The sequence below is a fragment of the Streptomyces sp. NPDC093598 genome (genome assembly GCF_044764825.1).
GTDB lineage: Bacteria > Actinomycetota > Actinomycetes > Streptomycetales > Streptomycetaceae > Streptomyces.
Genome location: NZ_JBIWIV010000002.1, coordinates 917080 through 931937, shown reverse-complemented (window position 1 = coordinate 931937; position 14858 = coordinate 917080). Strand labels below are relative to the sequence as shown.

14 protein-coding genes are annotated in these 14858 nt (G+C 72.5%); 4 read left to right on the top strand and 10 right to left on the bottom strand.

Annotation, left to right across the window (positions count from 1 at the left end; translation table 11 throughout):
* Positions 1-69 precede the first annotated feature (69 nt).
* Entirely contained in the window at positions 70-1227 is a 1158-nt protein-coding gene (locus ACIRDU_RS10195; RefSeq protein WP_403576690.1) for a DUF6777 domain-containing protein, read from the bottom strand.
* 144 nt (positions 1228-1371) lie between these two features.
* Here ACIRDU_RS10195 and ACIRDU_RS10190 point away from each other — a divergent pair, with 144 nt between their 5' ends.
* Positions 1372-2793: a lipase maturation factor family protein gene (locus ACIRDU_RS10190; RefSeq protein ID WP_403576688.1), complete on the top strand. Its 1422-nt coding sequence runs from the start codon at positions 1372-1374 to the stop codon at positions 2791-2793.
* Here ACIRDU_RS10190 and ACIRDU_RS10185 read toward each other — a convergent pair.
* The 8 genes from ACIRDU_RS10185 to ACIRDU_RS10150 are packed head-to-tail and all read right to left on the bottom strand — an operon-like array spanning position 2781 to position 10619.
* A complete protein-coding gene (locus tag ACIRDU_RS10185; RefSeq protein WP_403576686.1) occupies positions 2781-3614 on the bottom strand; it encodes an amidohydrolase family protein in 834 nt (277 codons plus the stop codon). The genes ACIRDU_RS10190 and ACIRDU_RS10185 overlap by 13 nt on opposite strands.
* On the bottom strand, positions 3611-3928 hold the full coding sequence (locus ACIRDU_RS10180) for an L-rhamnose mutarotase (protein WP_403576684.1): 318 nt from the start codon (positions 3926-3928) through the stop codon (positions 3611-3613). Before ACIRDU_RS10180 ends, ACIRDU_RS10185 begins: the two co-directional genes overlap by 4 nt.
* A complete protein-coding gene (locus ACIRDU_RS10175; protein ID WP_403576682.1) occupies positions 3925-4920 on the bottom strand; it encodes an aldo/keto reductase in 996 nt (331 codons plus the stop codon). The genes ACIRDU_RS10180 and ACIRDU_RS10175 overlap by 4 nt, the downstream gene beginning before the upstream one ends.
* Positions 4917-5672: an SDR family NAD(P)-dependent oxidoreductase gene (locus ACIRDU_RS10170; protein WP_403576680.1), complete on the bottom strand. Its 756-nt coding sequence runs from the start codon at positions 5670-5672 to the stop codon at positions 4917-4919. Before ACIRDU_RS10170 ends, ACIRDU_RS10175 begins: the two co-directional genes overlap by 4 nt.
* Positions 5669-7003: an L-fuconate dehydratase gene (locus tag ACIRDU_RS10165; RefSeq protein WP_403576678.1), complete on the bottom strand. Its 1335-nt coding sequence runs from the start codon at positions 7001-7003 to the stop codon at positions 5669-5671. Before ACIRDU_RS10165 ends, ACIRDU_RS10170 begins: the two co-directional genes overlap by 4 nt.
* Before the next feature lie 37 nt (positions 7004-7040).
* Positions 7041-8066 (bottom strand): ABC transporter permease, encoded by a 1026-nt coding sequence (locus ACIRDU_RS10160; protein WP_403576676.1) that lies wholly within the window; start codon positions 8064-8066, stop codon positions 7041-7043.
* Entirely contained in the window at positions 8059-9549 is a 1491-nt protein-coding gene (locus ACIRDU_RS10155) for a sugar ABC transporter ATP-binding protein (protein ID WP_403576674.1), read from the bottom strand. Before ACIRDU_RS10155 ends, ACIRDU_RS10160 begins: the two co-directional genes overlap by 8 nt.
* The gene (locus tag ACIRDU_RS10150; protein WP_403576672.1) at positions 9546-10619 is read right to left on the bottom strand and encodes a sugar ABC transporter substrate-binding protein; all 1074 of its coding nucleotides are present in this window, start codon (positions 10617-10619) and stop codon (positions 9546-9548) included. The genes ACIRDU_RS10155 and ACIRDU_RS10150 overlap by 4 nt, the downstream gene beginning before the upstream one ends.
* Before the next feature lie 166 nt (positions 10620-10785).
* Between ACIRDU_RS10150 and ACIRDU_RS10145 the strand changes: the two genes are divergently transcribed.
* Positions 10786-11490 carry a FadR/GntR family transcriptional regulator gene (locus tag ACIRDU_RS10145; RefSeq protein ID WP_403576670.1) on the top strand — a complete coding sequence of 235 codons (705 nt, stop codon included), beginning with the start codon at positions 10786-10788 and terminating at the stop codon, positions 11488-11490.
* Between the two features lie 29 nt (positions 11491-11519).
* On the opposite strand, the gene ACIRDU_RS10140 is transcribed toward ACIRDU_RS10145, so the two are convergent.
* Positions 11520-11993 carry a carboxymuconolactone decarboxylase family protein gene (locus tag ACIRDU_RS10140; protein WP_403576668.1) on the bottom strand — a complete coding sequence of 158 codons (474 nt, stop codon included), beginning with the start codon at positions 11991-11993 and terminating at the stop codon, positions 11520-11522.
* Between the two features lie 321 nt (positions 11994-12314).
* Between ACIRDU_RS10140 and ACIRDU_RS10135 the strand changes: the two genes are divergently transcribed.
* Together ACIRDU_RS10135 and ACIRDU_RS10130 are read left to right on the top strand one after the other, a co-directional pair.
* A complete protein-coding gene (locus ACIRDU_RS10135; protein ID WP_403576666.1) occupies positions 12315-13340 on the top strand; it encodes an alpha/beta hydrolase family protein in 1026 nt (341 codons plus the stop codon).
* Positions 13341-13460: 120 nt separating this feature from the next.
* Entirely contained in the window at positions 13461-14816 is a 1356-nt protein-coding gene (locus tag ACIRDU_RS10130) for an amidase (protein ID WP_403576664.1), read from the top strand.
* The last annotated feature ends 42 nt before the right edge of the window (positions 14817-14858 follow it).

The window sequence follows — 14858 nt, the reverse complement described above, 5'->3', positions numbered from 1 at the left end:
CCAGGATTCGTCCGATTCTTCGACCGGATGGATGTGCCGAGTGTACGAGCCGTTCCGCCGGATCGGCCCTCAGTTGGTGAAGACGCCTGTGGGGCTGCCGAGGATGCGGTCGACGGCCCGGTCGTCGGGAATCAGCCCGGCCCCGTCGGGCGGGTCGGGGTTGTCCGGCACTGCGTCGGGGCCGACCTCGTCGAGGCCGCCGGGGTCCTCCGGGGCGGCCGGCTGGTCGGGCGGCGGGGCGGTCTCACCGGCGGGTGGCACGGCAGTGCCCGGGCCCGTGTCCTGCTGACCCACGTCGGCCGGGGTGTCCCAGGGGGATGCGCTGCCCGGGCCCGGGTCCGCCTCCGGGTACGGGTCCGGCTCCGGCTCCGGCTCCGGCTCCGGGGGGACATGGGTCTGCTGCGGGGGTGGGAGCGGCTTTCCCGACGTCTCCGGGGGCGCCGTCGTCCAGACCGGTGGGGGCAGGACCCGGTCGTGGCGTACGTCGTGGCCGGTACGGCGTTCGATCCAGGTCCGCGTGGTGACGTCGATGATCGTGAAGCCGGTGACGAGCCGCGGGGCGGGCGTCACGACGATCACCTCGCCGGGGCCGTAGCCGGGCCAGGGGGTGCCCCTGGTGACCGGCGTGCGGGACTGCGCCGCCGGTGGGCGCAGCGGGTTGCCGCAGGCACAGCGGACACGCGGTACGCCACGGTCGTCGACCAGGACGGCGGTCCCGGCCTGGAGGACGGACTGGTGGCGGAGGACGCGTCCGGCCCGGAAGCCGTGACCGGTGACGCGGGTGTCGGCGCGCAGCACGACCGGGGTCAGCGCGCGCACGTAGTCGGGGACGGACGCCGGGGAGACGCCCGCCACCCCGGCGAAGGCACGGCCCCTGGCCCGGTCGCGGGTGAGGTGGCCGATCTGCCGGCCGATGTCACAGCTGCCGGTCCGCTCGATGCCGCCGTAGAGCCCGGGCGTTCCGCCGGAGAGGGAGCGCGGCCCGCTCCGGGCGGCGAGGGCCCGGCCGGTGCCGCCCGGCGTTCCGGGGGCGGGGGACGGGGTAGCCGCCCTGAGGGCCGTGGAGTCCGTGAAGGGGTCGGGCCCCGGGGCGGCGGCCGGCTGGAGGAGAAGTTCTTCCCGGGTGCCCGCGTCGTCGCCGTGGCCCCTGGTGCCGCAGCAGCCCGAGAGGAGGAGCGCCGCCGAGAGCACGCAGGCCAGGACGAAGGTCCCGGTGGGTGTCCGCACCTCGTCCTCCCGCTCACCTCGGCCCGTTTCAGGCGATTCATCACTATTGTTTGCTTCGCTCACTTGGGTTACGCAACCGGAGCGGCGGTACACGGAGGGTGACACCCGGGTCCGGCGCCGCACTGGGAGGAGGACCGCACGGCCGTGGACTGGTTCACCGCATCCGACTACTGGCTGACCCGGCTGGTCTTCCAGCGGGCACTGGCCGCCGTGTACCTGGTGGCGTTCCTGACGGCGGCGCTGCAGTTCCGCGCGCTGATCGGGCGGCGCGGCATGCTGCCGGTGCCGCGGTTCGTCGAGCGGGTGCCGTTCCGGCGGGCGCCGAGCCTGTTCCAGCTGCACTACTCGGACCGCTTCTTCGCGCTCTGCGCCTGGGCGGGCTGCGCTGTGTCGGCGGCGCTGCTGGCCGGGCTGGACTCGCTGCTGCCGCTGTGGGGCGGCATGCTGCTGTGGCTGGTGCCGTGGGTGCTGTACCTGTCGATCGTCAACGTCGGGCAGACCTGGTACTCGTTCGGCTGGGAGTCACTGCTGCTGGAGGTCGGCTTCCTCGCCGTGTTCCTCGGCAACGACGAGGTGGCGCCGCCGCTCGTGGCGCTGTTCCTGATGCGGTGGATCCTGTTCCGCGTGGAGTTCGGCGCGGGGCTGATCAAGATGCGCGGCGACGCGTGCTGGCGGAAGCTGACCTGTCTGGATTACCACCATGAGACGCAGCCGATGCCGGGCCCGCTGAGCTGGTTCTTCCACCATCTGCCCGCGCCCCTGCACCGCGTCGAGGTGGCCGCCAACCACGTCACGCAGCTCGTGGTGCCGTTCCTGCTGTTCACCCCGCAGCCCGTCGCCACGGCCGCCGCCTCGCTGATGATCGTCACCCAGCTGTGGCTGGTGCTGTCGGGCAACTTCTCCTGGCTGAACTGGATCACGATCGTGCTGGCGCTGTCGGCGGTGCGGTTCCCGGCCGATCCGCCGGACGTGCCCGCCGCCCCGCTCTGGTACGTCGTCGTGGTGCTCGCGGTGTCCGCGCTGCTGGTGGGTCTCAGCTACCGGCCGGTCCGCAACATGCTCTCCCGCCGCCAGGTCATGAACCGCTCCTTCGACCCGCTCCATCTCGTCAACACCTACGGGGCGTTCGGCAGCGTGAGCCGGGTGCGGTACGAGGTCGTCGTGGAGGGCACCGCCGACGACGTGCCGCGTGCGGACTCGGACTGGCGGGAGTACGAGTTCAGAGGCAAGCCCGGCGATCCGCGGCGCTGGCCGCGGCAGTTCGCGCCCTACCATCTGCGGCTCGACTGGCTGATGTGGTTCGCGGCCCTCTCCCCCGCCTACGCCGACTCCTGGTTCGGGACGCTGGTGGAGCGGCTGCTGGAGAACGACCGGGACACCCTGAAGCTGCTGCGCCGCTCGCCGTTCCCGCCGGACGAGCCCCCGCGGTACGTGCGCGCCCGTCTGTTCCGCTACCGCTACACGACGTGGCGCGAGCTGCGGGAGACGGGCGCGTGCTGGGAGCGGACGTACGTACGGGAGTTCCTGCCGCCGACGCGGCTGGCGGAGCCGGTTCAGAGGCCGTAGACGCGGGTGGCGGTGACTTCGAGGATCTGCGTGTGGTCGTGCGGGTCGGTCAGCCGGCGGGCGAGGTCCAGGGTGTCGCCGTACGGCACCGCCAGGGTGGACACCGGCCAGTCCGAGCCGTACATCAGCCGGCCGGGCCCGAAGGCCTCCAGGGCCACGTCGGCGTACGGGCGCAGGTCCTCGACGGTCCAGGAGGAGAGGTCGGTTTCGGTGACCAGTCCGGACAGTTTGGCGACCGTGTTCCGCAGGGCGGCGAGGGCGCGCAGGCCGGACGCCCAGGGTTCGAGGGAGCCGGAGGCGATGGGCGGTTTGCCGAGGTGGTCGAGGACGAAGGTGAGGCCGGGCAGGTCGTCGGCGGCCCTGACGCAGGCGGGCAGTTGGTGCGGGAGCACCACCAGGTCGTAGACGAGCCCGGCGTCGGCGACGGCGGCCAGTCCGCGGCGCACGTCAGGGCGCAGCAGCCACTCGGGGTCGGGTTCGCCCTGGACCTGGTGGCGGATGCCCTTGAGGTACCGGCCGCCGGGGAGGTCCCGCAGCCGGGCCAGTTCGTCGGCGACGTCGGGGCGTGTCAGGTCGGTCCAGCCGACGACGCCCGCGATCAGGTCGTGCTCGTCGGCCAGGGCCAGGAACTCGGGGGTCTCCTCGGGCACGGTGATCGTCTGAACGAGGACCGTGCGGCCCACTCCGGCGGTCCTCGCCTCGGGTTCCAGGTCCTTCATCGTGAAGTCGCGGCGGAGCGGGGCGAGTTCGGGGCCCGTGATCCAGTCCTGGTCCCGTACGGACAGGTCCCACACGTGGTGGTGGGCGTCGACGACGGTCATGCCGGCAGCTCCCAGACGACGGGCAGTCCGGCGTCCGCGCCCTCGCCGGAGTAGTCGTGCACGACGTCCAGGAGTTCCGCCATGCGGGCCTGCCAGGCGACGTTGACCGGCAGCTTCTCCAGTTCGGCGAGGAGACGGGCGTAGTCCTCGCACTCCAGGACGTGGAACAGGTCCGTGCCACTGCGATAGATCGTCCAGGAGGTGGCGCCGGCGGCGCGGATGGCGTCGGTGAGTTCCGCCGGGACCTCGCGGTGGGCCGCCTCGTACGGGGCGATGCGGTCGGCGCGGACCTTGGTGTGCAGGGCGACTCTCATGACGGCTCCTCGGGCGCCTCGCCGGGGACGGGTGCGTCGGCGGGCAGCAGGCCCTTGGCGCGCAGGTCCTGCCAGAACCCGGCGGGTACCCGGGCGGCGAACTGGTGGGCGCAGTCGCGCACTTCGTGCGCCGAGCGGGCCCCGACAAGGACGCTGGCGACGGCCGGGTGGGCGGCGCAGAAGGCCAGGGCGGCGGCGCGCAGGGTGGTGCCGTGGCGGTCGGCGACGGACTTCAGGCGCAGGGCACGGTCGACCAGCTCGGAGGGGGCGACCGTGTAGTTGTACGTCGCCCCGGGCTCGGGGTTGGCGAGCAGGCCGGAGTTGAAGGCGCCGCCGATGACGACGGACGTGCCGCGTTCGTGGGCAGCGGGCAGCAGGCGGCTGAGGGCGCTCTGGTCGAGCAGGGTGTAGCGGCCGGCGCACAGCACCACGTCGACGTCGGTGTCGCGGACGAAACGGGTGAGCATCTCCGACTGGTTCATCCCGGCGCCGATCGCACCGACCACGCCTTCGGAGCGGAGCTTCTCCAGCGCCGGGTAGCCCTCCCTGAAGGCCGCTTCGGCGTGTTCGTCGGGGTCGTGGAGGTAGACGACGTCGACCCGGTCGAGGCCGAGGCGTTCCAGGCTGGACTCCAGGGTGCGGCGGATGCCGTCGGCGGTGAAGTCCCAGACGCGGCGGTGGGTGGCGGGTACGGCGAAGCCGTTCGCGAGGTCGTCGCCGGTGCCGTCCGCGGGTTCCAGGCGGCGGCCCACCTTCGTGGAGATCGTGTACCGCTCGCGGGGGTGGTCGCGCAGGGCGGCGCCCAAGCGGCGTTCGGACAGGCCGAGGCCGTAGTGCGGGGCGGTGTCGAAGTAGCGGATGCCCCGCTGCCAGGCGGCCTCCACGGCCTCGTGCGCCTGCTGCCCGCCGACGTCGGTGTACAGGTTGCCGATGGCGGCGGCGCCGAAGGACAGGGCGCTGACCTCCACGCCGCTGCGGCCGAGCCGGTTCACCGGGTCACCGGGCGCAGCCGCAGGCCCTGCATGCCGCCGTCGACGGCGAGGGCGGTGCCGGTGGTGGCGCCCGACAAGGGGCTCGCCAGGTAGGCGATGGCGCCCGCGACCTCGGCCGGGGCGACCAGGCGGCCGGTGGGCTGGCGGGCCTCCAGGGCGGCGCGTTCGGCGGCCGGGTCGGGGGCGGCGTCGAGGAGACGGCCGACCCACGGGGTGTCGACGGTGCCGGGGTTGACGCAGTTGACGCGGATGCCCTCGCGGACGTGGTCGGCGGCCATGGCGAGGGTGAGGGAGTACACGGCGCCCTTGGTGGCGCTGTACAGGGCGCGTTGCGGCAGGCCGGCGGTGGCCGCGATGGAGCAGGTGTTGACGATCGCGGCGTGCGCGGAGGCGCGCAGGTGGGGCAGGCAGGCGCGGGTGGTGCGGACCATGCCGACGACGTTGACGTCGTAGACGCGGTGCCAGTCGTCGTCGGGGTTGTCCTCGACGGTGCCCTGCGCGCCGATACCGGCGTTGTTGATCAGCACGTCAAGACCGCCGAGGTCGGCGACCGCGACCCTCACGGCCTCGCGCACGGACGCGTCGTCGGTGACGTCCGCGCGGTGGCCGCGCAGCGGCTTGCCGACCGGCGACGGGTCCAGGTCGAGGACGGCGACCTGGGCACCGCGCTCGGCCAGGAGTTCGGCGGTGGCCCGGCCGATGCCGGAGGCGCCGCCGGTCACCAGGGCGCTCAGGCCCTCGAAGTCGCTCATTGAGCCTGCTCCTTCCGGAGGTCGGCGGCCCAGAACTCGCCGCCCGGGTAGGTGTACCGCGCCAGCGACTCGGGCCGCATGGCCGCCGAGAAGCCCGGCGCGGTGGGTGCCGTGTACCGACCTTCGCGGATCACCACCGGGTCGAGGAAGTGGTCGTGCAGATGGTCGACGTACTCGATGACACGGTTCTCGGTGGTGCCGGTGAGGGCCACGTAGTCGAACATCGACAGGTGCTGGACGAGTTCGCACAGGCCGACGCCACCGGCGTGCGGGCAGACCGGTACGCCGAACTTGCCGGCGAGCAGGAGGATCGCGAGGTTCTCGGGGACTCCGCCGACGCGGGCCGCGTCGATCTGGACGATGTCGAGCGCGCCGGCCTGGAGGAGCTGCTTGAAGACGATCCGGTTGTGCACGTGTTCGCCGGTGGCGACCTTCACGGGGGCGACGGCCCGGCGGATCGCCGCGTGGCCGAGGATGTCGTCGGGGCTGGTGGGCTCCTCGATCCAGTACGGGTCGAACTCGGCGAGGGCCTTGGTCCAGCGGATCGCCTCGTCGACGTCCCAGCGCTGGTTGGCGTCGACGGCCATGCGCACGTCCGGGCCGATGACCGAACGCGCCACGCGGCAGCGGCGGATGTCGTCGTCGAGGTCGGCGCCGACCTTGAGCTTGATCTGCCGGAACCCGTCGGCGACGGCCCGGGTCGCGAGCCGGGTGAGTTTCTCGTCGTCGTAGCCGAGCCAGCCGGGCGAGGTGGTGTAGGCGGGATAGCCGCGCTCCAGCAGGCGGGCTGTGCGCTCCTCGGCGCCTTGCCTGCCCCGGCGCAGGAGGGCCAGGGCCTCCTCGGGGGTCAGGGCGTCGGTGAGGTAGCGGAAGTCGACCTGGCGCACGATCCATTCGGGCTCGGCCTCGGCGAGCAGCCGCCACAGCGGCCGGCCGGCGCGCTTGGCGGCCAGGTCCCACACGGCGTTGACGACGGCGCCGATCGCCATGTGCATCACGCCCTTCTCGGGTCCGAGCCAGCGCAGCTGGCTGTCGCCGATCAGGTCGCGGTTCAGGGTGGAGGGGTCGGCGCACAGCTCGTCCACGTCGCGGCCGACCAGGTGTCCGCGCAGCGCCTCGATCGCGGCGACCTGGACCTCGTTGCCCCGCCCGATGGTGAAGGCGAATCCGTGCCCCTCGTGCCCGTCGGCCGCGTCGGTGCGCAGGACGACGTAGGCCGCCGAGTAGTCGGGGTCCGGGTTCATCGCGTCGGAGCCGTCGAGCTCGCGCGAGGTGGGGAAGCGGATGTCGTGGGTGTCGACCGCGGTGATGCGGGCGGGCGTCGGGGACACGGAGGTCCTTTCGGGTCGGGTGCAGGGGGCGGGGAGGTCAGTCCTGGGCGCGGCCGGTGGTGACCCGGGCGATCATGAGGGCGACCAGGATGATCCCGCCGTAGATGGCCTGGATCCAGAACGACGGCACCTGCGCGAGGGTGAGCAGGTTCTGCACGACACCCAGAAGGAGTACGCCGGTGAGGGCGCCGAACATGGTGCCCTTGCCGCCGTCGAGGGCGATGCCGCCGATCACCGCTGCCGCGAACACCGTGAAGATCATGTTCTGGCCCTGGTTGGCGCTGATCACCCCGACGTAGCCGGTCTGCATGATGCCGCCGACCGCGGCGAGGACGCCGGCGACGACGAACACGCCGAGCATGACGCGCTCCACGCGGATGCCCGCCGCCCGGGCCGCGTCCGCGTTGCCGCCGATGGCGTACAGGGCGCGTCCGACCCGGTGGTACCTCAGGACCAGCCCGGCGACCGCGAAGGCGATCGCCGCGAGCCACACCGACAGCGGGACGGTGAGGAAGGTGGTGGTGGCCAGGGAGTAGAAGCTGTCGGGCATGCCGAACAGCGTCTTGCCCTTGGTCGCGCCGACCAGCAGGCCGCGCAGCACGATCAGCATCGCCAGCGTCACGATGAACGCGTTGAGCTTGAACCTCACCACCAGGACGCCGTTGAAGGCGCCGACGGCCGCGCCCGCCACCAGGACCGCCGACAGGGCGACCGCGGCGGGGAACTCGGTGCCCCAGCCGGACTGGGCGGCGGGCAGCACGAGCAGCGCCCCGAGGGCGGGCGCGATACCGACGACCGATTCCAGGGACAGGTCGAACTTGCCGGTGATGAGGACGAGCGACTCGGCGAGCACGACCATCGCGAGTGCGGCGGAGGCGCCGAGGATCGAGATCAGATTGCGCTCGGTGAGGAACGAGTCGTCGACGATCGTGCCGAGCACCATGAGCAGCAGCAGGGCAGGCACGAGGGCGAGTTCGCGGGCCCGGCGCAACAGCACGGTCCGCGCCGACCCGGTGCCCGGCACGCTCACCGGCGTCACCGGCGCAGCCTTGGTGTCAGCCATGGTCCACTCCTTCGATGGAGGCGATGAGCTCGTGGTCGCGCCAGCCGGCCGGGTGCTCGGCGACGACACGGCCGTGGAAGAGAACGAGGACCCGGTCGCAGCGCCTGAGGTCGTCGAGTTCGTCGGAGACGACGAGCACGGCGGTGCCGTCCTCCCGGGCGCTGTCGACGCGGGCGAGCAGGGACTCCTTCGACTTCACGTCGACGCCCGCGGTCGGGTTGACGAGGACCAGGAGCCGGGGGTCGGAGGCGAGGGCCCGGGCCATGACGACCTTCTGCGCGTTGCCGCCGGACAGGTCCGAGACGGGCTGCTCGGGGCCCTCGGCGTGGATGTCGAGCCGTTCGATCAGCGCGGTGGCCACGCCGCGTTTGCGTTCGGTGCCGACGAAACCGAAGCGGCCGAGCCGGTCCAGGACGCTGAGGGTGGCGTTGTCGCCGATGGACATGCCGAAGACCAGGCCCTGCTCGTGCCGGTCGCGGGGCACGAAGCCGACTCCGGCTTCGAGGGTCCCCCGGACATCGCCGAAGGGCAGCGGCGCCCCGTCCAGCCGGGCCGAACCGCTGGTGGGCGTGTGCAGTCCGGTGAACGTCTCGGCCAGCTCGATCTTGCCACTGGCGCTGGACCCGGCGAGTCCGACGACCTCCCCGCGGCGGACGGTGAGGTCGACGTCCTCGTACGCCGTCGAGCCGAGGCCGCGGACGTCGAGGAGCACGGGGCCCGCGGCCTCGACTGCCCGCCGCCGCTCGGCCTGTTCGGCGATCGCCTCCCCCGCCATGGCCTCCACCAGTGCCTGGCGCGGGAGGTCGGCGACCGGTGCGGTGGTGATCCAGCGGGCGTCGCGCAGGACCGTGACGGTCTGGCAGACCTCGTACACCTCCTGGAGATGGTGGGAGATGAACAGGAAGGTGACGCCCGAGTCCTGGAGGGCCCGCATGCGGGTGAAGAGGCGCTCGATCTCCCGGTTGTCGAGCTGGGCGGTGGGTTCGTCGAGGACGATGAAGCGGGCGCCGAAGCTCAGCGCCCGGGCGATCTCCACCATCTGCCGGTCCTCGACCTTGAGGTCGGCGGTGCGGGCCTCGGGGTCGACGCGGACGTCCCAGGTGTCGAGGAGGGCGGCGGCCTCGGACTTCAGCCGGCGCCAGCTGATGAAACCCCGGTGCAGCGGCTGCCGGTTGATGAACAGGTTCTCGGCCACGGTCAGTTCGGGGACGACCGTGGGGTGCTGGTAGACGCAGGCGACCTTGCGGCGCCAGGCGTCCCGGTCGGTGAGCGGCGGCGCGGGCTCGCCGTCGAAGCGGACGGTGCCCTCGTCGGGGGCCTGGAGGCCGGTGAGGATGCGGACCAGGGTCGACTTGCCGGCCCCGTTGCGGCCGACGAGGGCGTGGGACTCGCCGGGCAGGACGGTGAGCCGTCCGTCGGCGAGGGCGGTGGTGGGGCCGTAGCGCTTGACGACGCCCTGTGCCTCGACAAGTGGGCTGCTCATTCGACCGTGTTGCCCCACAGCTCGGGGTCGTCGACGTTGTCCTTGGTGACCAGCGGCGCGGGCAGCTGGTCCTCCAGGATGCCGCTGGGCAGCTCGACGATGGTCGAGTCGTGGTCCGTCGGGCCGGGCTTGAACGTCTTCCCCTGCATCGCCGCCTTGATGTAGTACATGCCGTACTTGGCGTAGGCGTCGGCGGGCTGGGAGACGGTCGCGTCGATCTCGCCCTTGCGGATCGCGTCGAACTCCTGCGGGATGCCGTCGTTGGAGACGATGGCGATGTGGCCCTGCTGCCCGGCCTTCTTCAGCATGCCCTTGGACTTGAGGGTCTGGAGGGTCGGCGCGAGGTAGACACCGCCCGCCTGCAGGTAGATGCCCTTGATGTCGGGGTTGGCGTTGAGGAGGGTGTCCAGTTTGGAGGCCGCCGTGTCGGACTCCCACTTGGCCGGGATCTCCAGCACCTTCAGCTTCGGGAAGTTCTTCTTCACGCAGGCGCGGAACGCCTCGGAGCGGTCGCGGCCGTTGACCGAGGCGAGGTCGCCCATGATCTGCACGACCTTGCCGGAGGTGAGGTGCTCGCCGAGGTACCGGCAGGCCTTCTCGCCGTACGCCACGTTGTTCGCCCGGACCACCATGGCGACCTTGCCCTTGTCGGGCGCCACGTCCACGGCGACGACCGGCACGCCCTTGCGCTCGGCCTGGTCGAGTCCCGCCTCGATGGCGGCGCTGTCCAGCGGGGCGACCACGAGTCCCTCGACGCCCTGGTTGAGTTGGTTGTTGATGTCGGTGATCTGCTGCGAGGGATCGCTGTTGGAGTTGACGGTCTTCATCGCGTCCACGCCCTCGGACTTCGCCATCTTGGGCACGTAGTCGTTGTACGACTGCCAGAACGGCGAGGTCAGCAGGGGCAGCACCACCCCGACCTTGCCGGTGCCGTCACCGCCTCCGGACCCGGAGGCGCCGGTGTCCTTGGTGCTGCCGCAGGCGGCGAGCGCCAGGCAGGCTCCGGCGGCCACGGCCACCGCGCCGAGGATCCGTGATGTGTTCCGCTTCCGCACTGTGCTTCCGGGCATCTCAGGGGGCTCCCATCGACCGGTGGTCCAGCAGATGCCCGCATACTTATCAGACCACTCCCCCGCCGGAACACCCTTCGACCGCGAGTTTTCCCGCATCTGGCCCATAGTGGTCCGACCACCCTGCTGGTTAGACTGCGCCGGAACGCTTGATCGGAGGAGTGGCGTGGACGACGAGACAGCCCCGCAGAAGGGCACCGTGACGCAGCGCGCCATCGAGCGGATCAAGGCGATGATCGGCGAGGGGCGGCTGGAACCGGGCCAGCGGTTGCCGACCGAGCGTGATCTGGCCGCCCAGCTCGGCATGTCCCGCAGCTCGATGCGGGAGGCGATCCGCGCGCTCACGGTGCTGGGCGTGCTGGAGGCCCGGCACGGCTCGGGCATCTACGTCACCCGGCTGGAGGCCGGCGACCTGCTGGAGACCTTCGGTGTCGTGGCGGACCTGTCGCGCGGCCCGCAACTGGTGGAGCTGCTGGAGATCCGGCGGATCCTGGAGTCGACGGCGACGGCGCTGGCCGCCGCGCGGATCACCGCGGACCAGCTGGCCGAGGTGGAGAAGCACCTGACGGCGATGAACGCCACGGACGATCCGGAGGAGATCCTCGCCCACGACCTGGCCTTCCACCGGGAGATCGCGGCGGCCGCGGGCAACGAGACGATGGCGGCGATCCTGGAGGGCCTGTCGTCGCGGACGTTCCGCGCCCGCGTCTGGCGCGGATACCAGGAGGAGGGCGCCTTCGCCCGCACCCGCCGCGAGCACGCGGCGATCCACCGGGCCTTGGCGGCCCATGACCCGGAGGCGGCCCGCGCGGCGGCTGCCGCGCACGTCGGTGAGGTGGAGGAGTGGCTGCGAGCGCAGCTCGGGCCCTAGGGGGTGTCCCAGGGCCCGGTGCGTCGTGCTTACTTGAACTGGCCGGGCTGATAGTCGCCCGCCGGCTGCTCGAGGATCACGTTCAGCCGGTTCGCGGTGTTCATGAAGGCGATCAGGGTCACCAGCGCCATGAGCTGTTCCTCGTCGTAGTGCTTGGCGGCCCGCTCCCAGACCTCGTCGGGCACTCCGCCGGCGCCGTCCGCGATCCGGGTCCCCTGCTCGGCCAGCTCCAGCGCGGCGCGTTCGGCCTCGGTGAAGACCGTGGCCTCCCGCCACGCCGCGACCAGGTGGAGACGTACGGAGCTCTCACCCGCGGCGGTGGCCTCCTTGGTGTGCATGTCGATGCAGACCGCGCATCCGTTGATCTGGCTCACCCGCAGCGAGACCAGCTCCCGGGTGGCGGCCGGCAGCGGTGACTCCACCACCAGCCGCCCCACGGAGGTGAACTGCTTGATGAGCCTGCTCGCGCTCGGGGTGGCGAAGACGTCCAGTCGTGCGCTCATGATGAGCTCCTCTGCCGTTGTCGGTGCGTACACCCCTATGAGGCAGCGGCTCATCACGATGTGACATGGACGAATGTGACCTGCGTCTCCCGCCGCCGTCCAGGCGCGCCGGAGCCGGAGCGTCACCAGTTCGAACGGGCGCAGCCGCAGCGCGATCCCCCCGTCCCGGAGCCCCGGTGCCCCGCGTCGGCGAGCGGACGTTCCAGCAGGTCCGTCACGCATCGGCGGCCGACCCCCATCCGGCCGCGCCACCCACCTGTCCGGTCAGCACAGCTGGGCCGGACCTTCCGTCCCGTACCCGGCGGGGTCACACTGGACCGTATGCGGCTTCGGGGCACCGCCTGCGCGGCCGCCGGACTGCTGCTGGCCGTCGCGGTGGGCTGCACCGGCGGTGCGGAGGACGGCGCGCCCGGGACTTCCCCGGCGCCGACCCGCTCGACCGGCGAGAGCCCCCGCGCCACGCCCGCGCCCTCCCCGGCCGACCCCGTTTCCCTCGCGGCCCTGATGCGGCGCGAGCACACCGGCTCCGGACTGCGCCTCGGCGCGGTGCTCGACCGTACCTCCGCCTACACCCGCTACGCCGTCACGTACGAGGCGAACGGCCTGACGATCTCGGGGATCATGAACATCCCGGAGGGCGAGGGCCCCTTCCCGGCGCTGGTGCTGGCGCACGGCTACATCGACCCGGACGTCTACGTCAGCGGCCAGGGCATGCCCCGCGAGCAGGACCGCCTGGCCCGCGGCGGCTACGTCGTCCTGCACACCGACTACCGCAACCACGCCCGCTCCGACGAGGATCCGGACAACGACGTGAATCTGCGCCTCGGCTACACCGAGGACGTCATCGGCGCCGCCCTGGCCCTGCGCGACTCCGGGCGCCCCGAGATCGACGGCGACCGCATCGGGCTGTTCGGACGGTCCATGGGCGGCGGGGTCGTGTACAACACGCTGGTCGTGGCGCCCGGCCTGTTCGACGCGGCGGTGGCGTACGCCCCGGTCAGCGCACGGCCCGAGGAGAACATCGACCACTTCCAGCGGTCCGACGGCGACCCCGTCGTGTCCGAGATCGAGGAGAAGCACGGAACGCCCGAGGAGAACCCGGCCTTCTGGCGCGGGGTCACGCCCCTCAGCCACGTCGACCGGGCGCGTGAACCCCTGCTGATCCAGCACGGCACCGCGGACGACACCTGCCCCCTCGCCTGGTCACGGGAGGCCGCCGCCGCGTTCGAGGAGGCCGGCAAGGACGTCGAGCTGCGCACCGTCCCCGGCGAGGGGCACACGTTCGGGCCGAAGTGGGCGGCCTCGATGGACGTCACCGAGGCGTTCTTCGAGCGGCATCTGCGCTGAGCCCTCCGCCACAGGGACGCGAGGAAACGGTCGGTGACCTCGACGTGCGCCCCGGACCGGTGCACAGTTCTCCCTACGTACTCGTCAGTAAGTCCGCCCTCTCCCCTCCGAGGAGCCGCTGTGACCACGTGGGCCGGCCGCACCGCCGCCGAGATATCCGCCGCCGTACGCGAGAAGCGGGTGACGCCACGCGAGGTGGTCGCCGAGCACCTCGCCCGCATCGAGCGGCTCGACGGCCGGGTGGGGGCCTTCCGCGCGGTGCGCGCCGAGGCGGCCCTGGCCGAGGCCGACGAGGTGGCCGCGCGGGGCGACTTCGCCGAACTGCCGCTGGCGGGGGTGCCCGTGGCCGTCAAGGACAACCTGGCCGTGCGCGGCGAGTCCCGGCGTGTCGGCTCGGCCGCGACACCGGACACACCGGCCGCGCGGGACCATGTGACCGTGGCCCGGCTGCGGGCGGCGGGCGCGGTGGTCGTGGGGCTGACGAACGTGCCCGAGCTGTGCGTCTTCGGCACCACGGACGGTGTGCTGGGCATCGCCCGCAACCCCTGGGACCCGGCGCGCTCGGCGGGCGGTTCGTCGGGCGGCAGCGCGGCCGCCGTCGCCGCCGGGATGGTGCCGATCGCCCTCGGCAACGACGGCATGGGTTCCCTGCGCATACCGGCCGCCAACTGTGGCCTCGTCACCATCAAGCCGGGGCACGGCGTGGTCCCGACGGAGACCGGCGACAGCACCTGGTTCGGCATGGCGGAGAACGGGCCGCTCGCCACGACCGTCGAGGACGCCCGTCTGATGCTCTCGGTCCTCACCGGCGCCGAACAAGGCGCCGAACCCGGCCCCGTGTCCGCGCCCGGCGTCCTCAGGGTCGCAGTGTCGCTGCGCAGCCCCCTGGCCGGCGTCACCATCAGCCGCCCGTACGCGGCGGCCGCCCGGGACGCGGCCGGGCTGCTGATGCGGGCGGGCCACCAGGTCCGGCGCGCCGACCCGCCCTACCCGATGTCCCTCGCCGCGACCTCCCTGGCGCACTGGACGGCGGGCACCGCCGCGGACGCCCGGCCCCTCGACCCCCGGCTGCTGACCCGCCGCACCCGCGTCCACGCCAGACTCGGCCGGCCCTTCCTGCGCGCCGTGAGCTCCGGGGCGAGCCGGGAGCGGTTGCGCCGGCGGCTGGAGCCGTTCTTCGCCGAGCACGACGTGCTGCTCACGCCCGCGCTCGCCCGCCGCTCCCCGAAGGCCGGACCCTGGCACGAGCGGGGCTGGCTGAGCAATGTGCTGGCGAACACGAACTACTCGCCCCTGACGCCCTTGTGGAACCTGACCGGCTGGCCGGCCATGTCCGTCCCCTGCGGCACGCTCCCGTCCGGCGCCCCGTGCGCCGTGCAGCTGGTGGGCCGCCCCGGCACGGAGTCCCAACTCCTGGATCTGGCCGGGCAGCTGGAGGAGCGAAACCCGTGGCAGCGTACGGCGCCGATGAACTAGAGTCGGCCGGGTGACTGCCGGGTCGGCCGTAGGCCATGCACG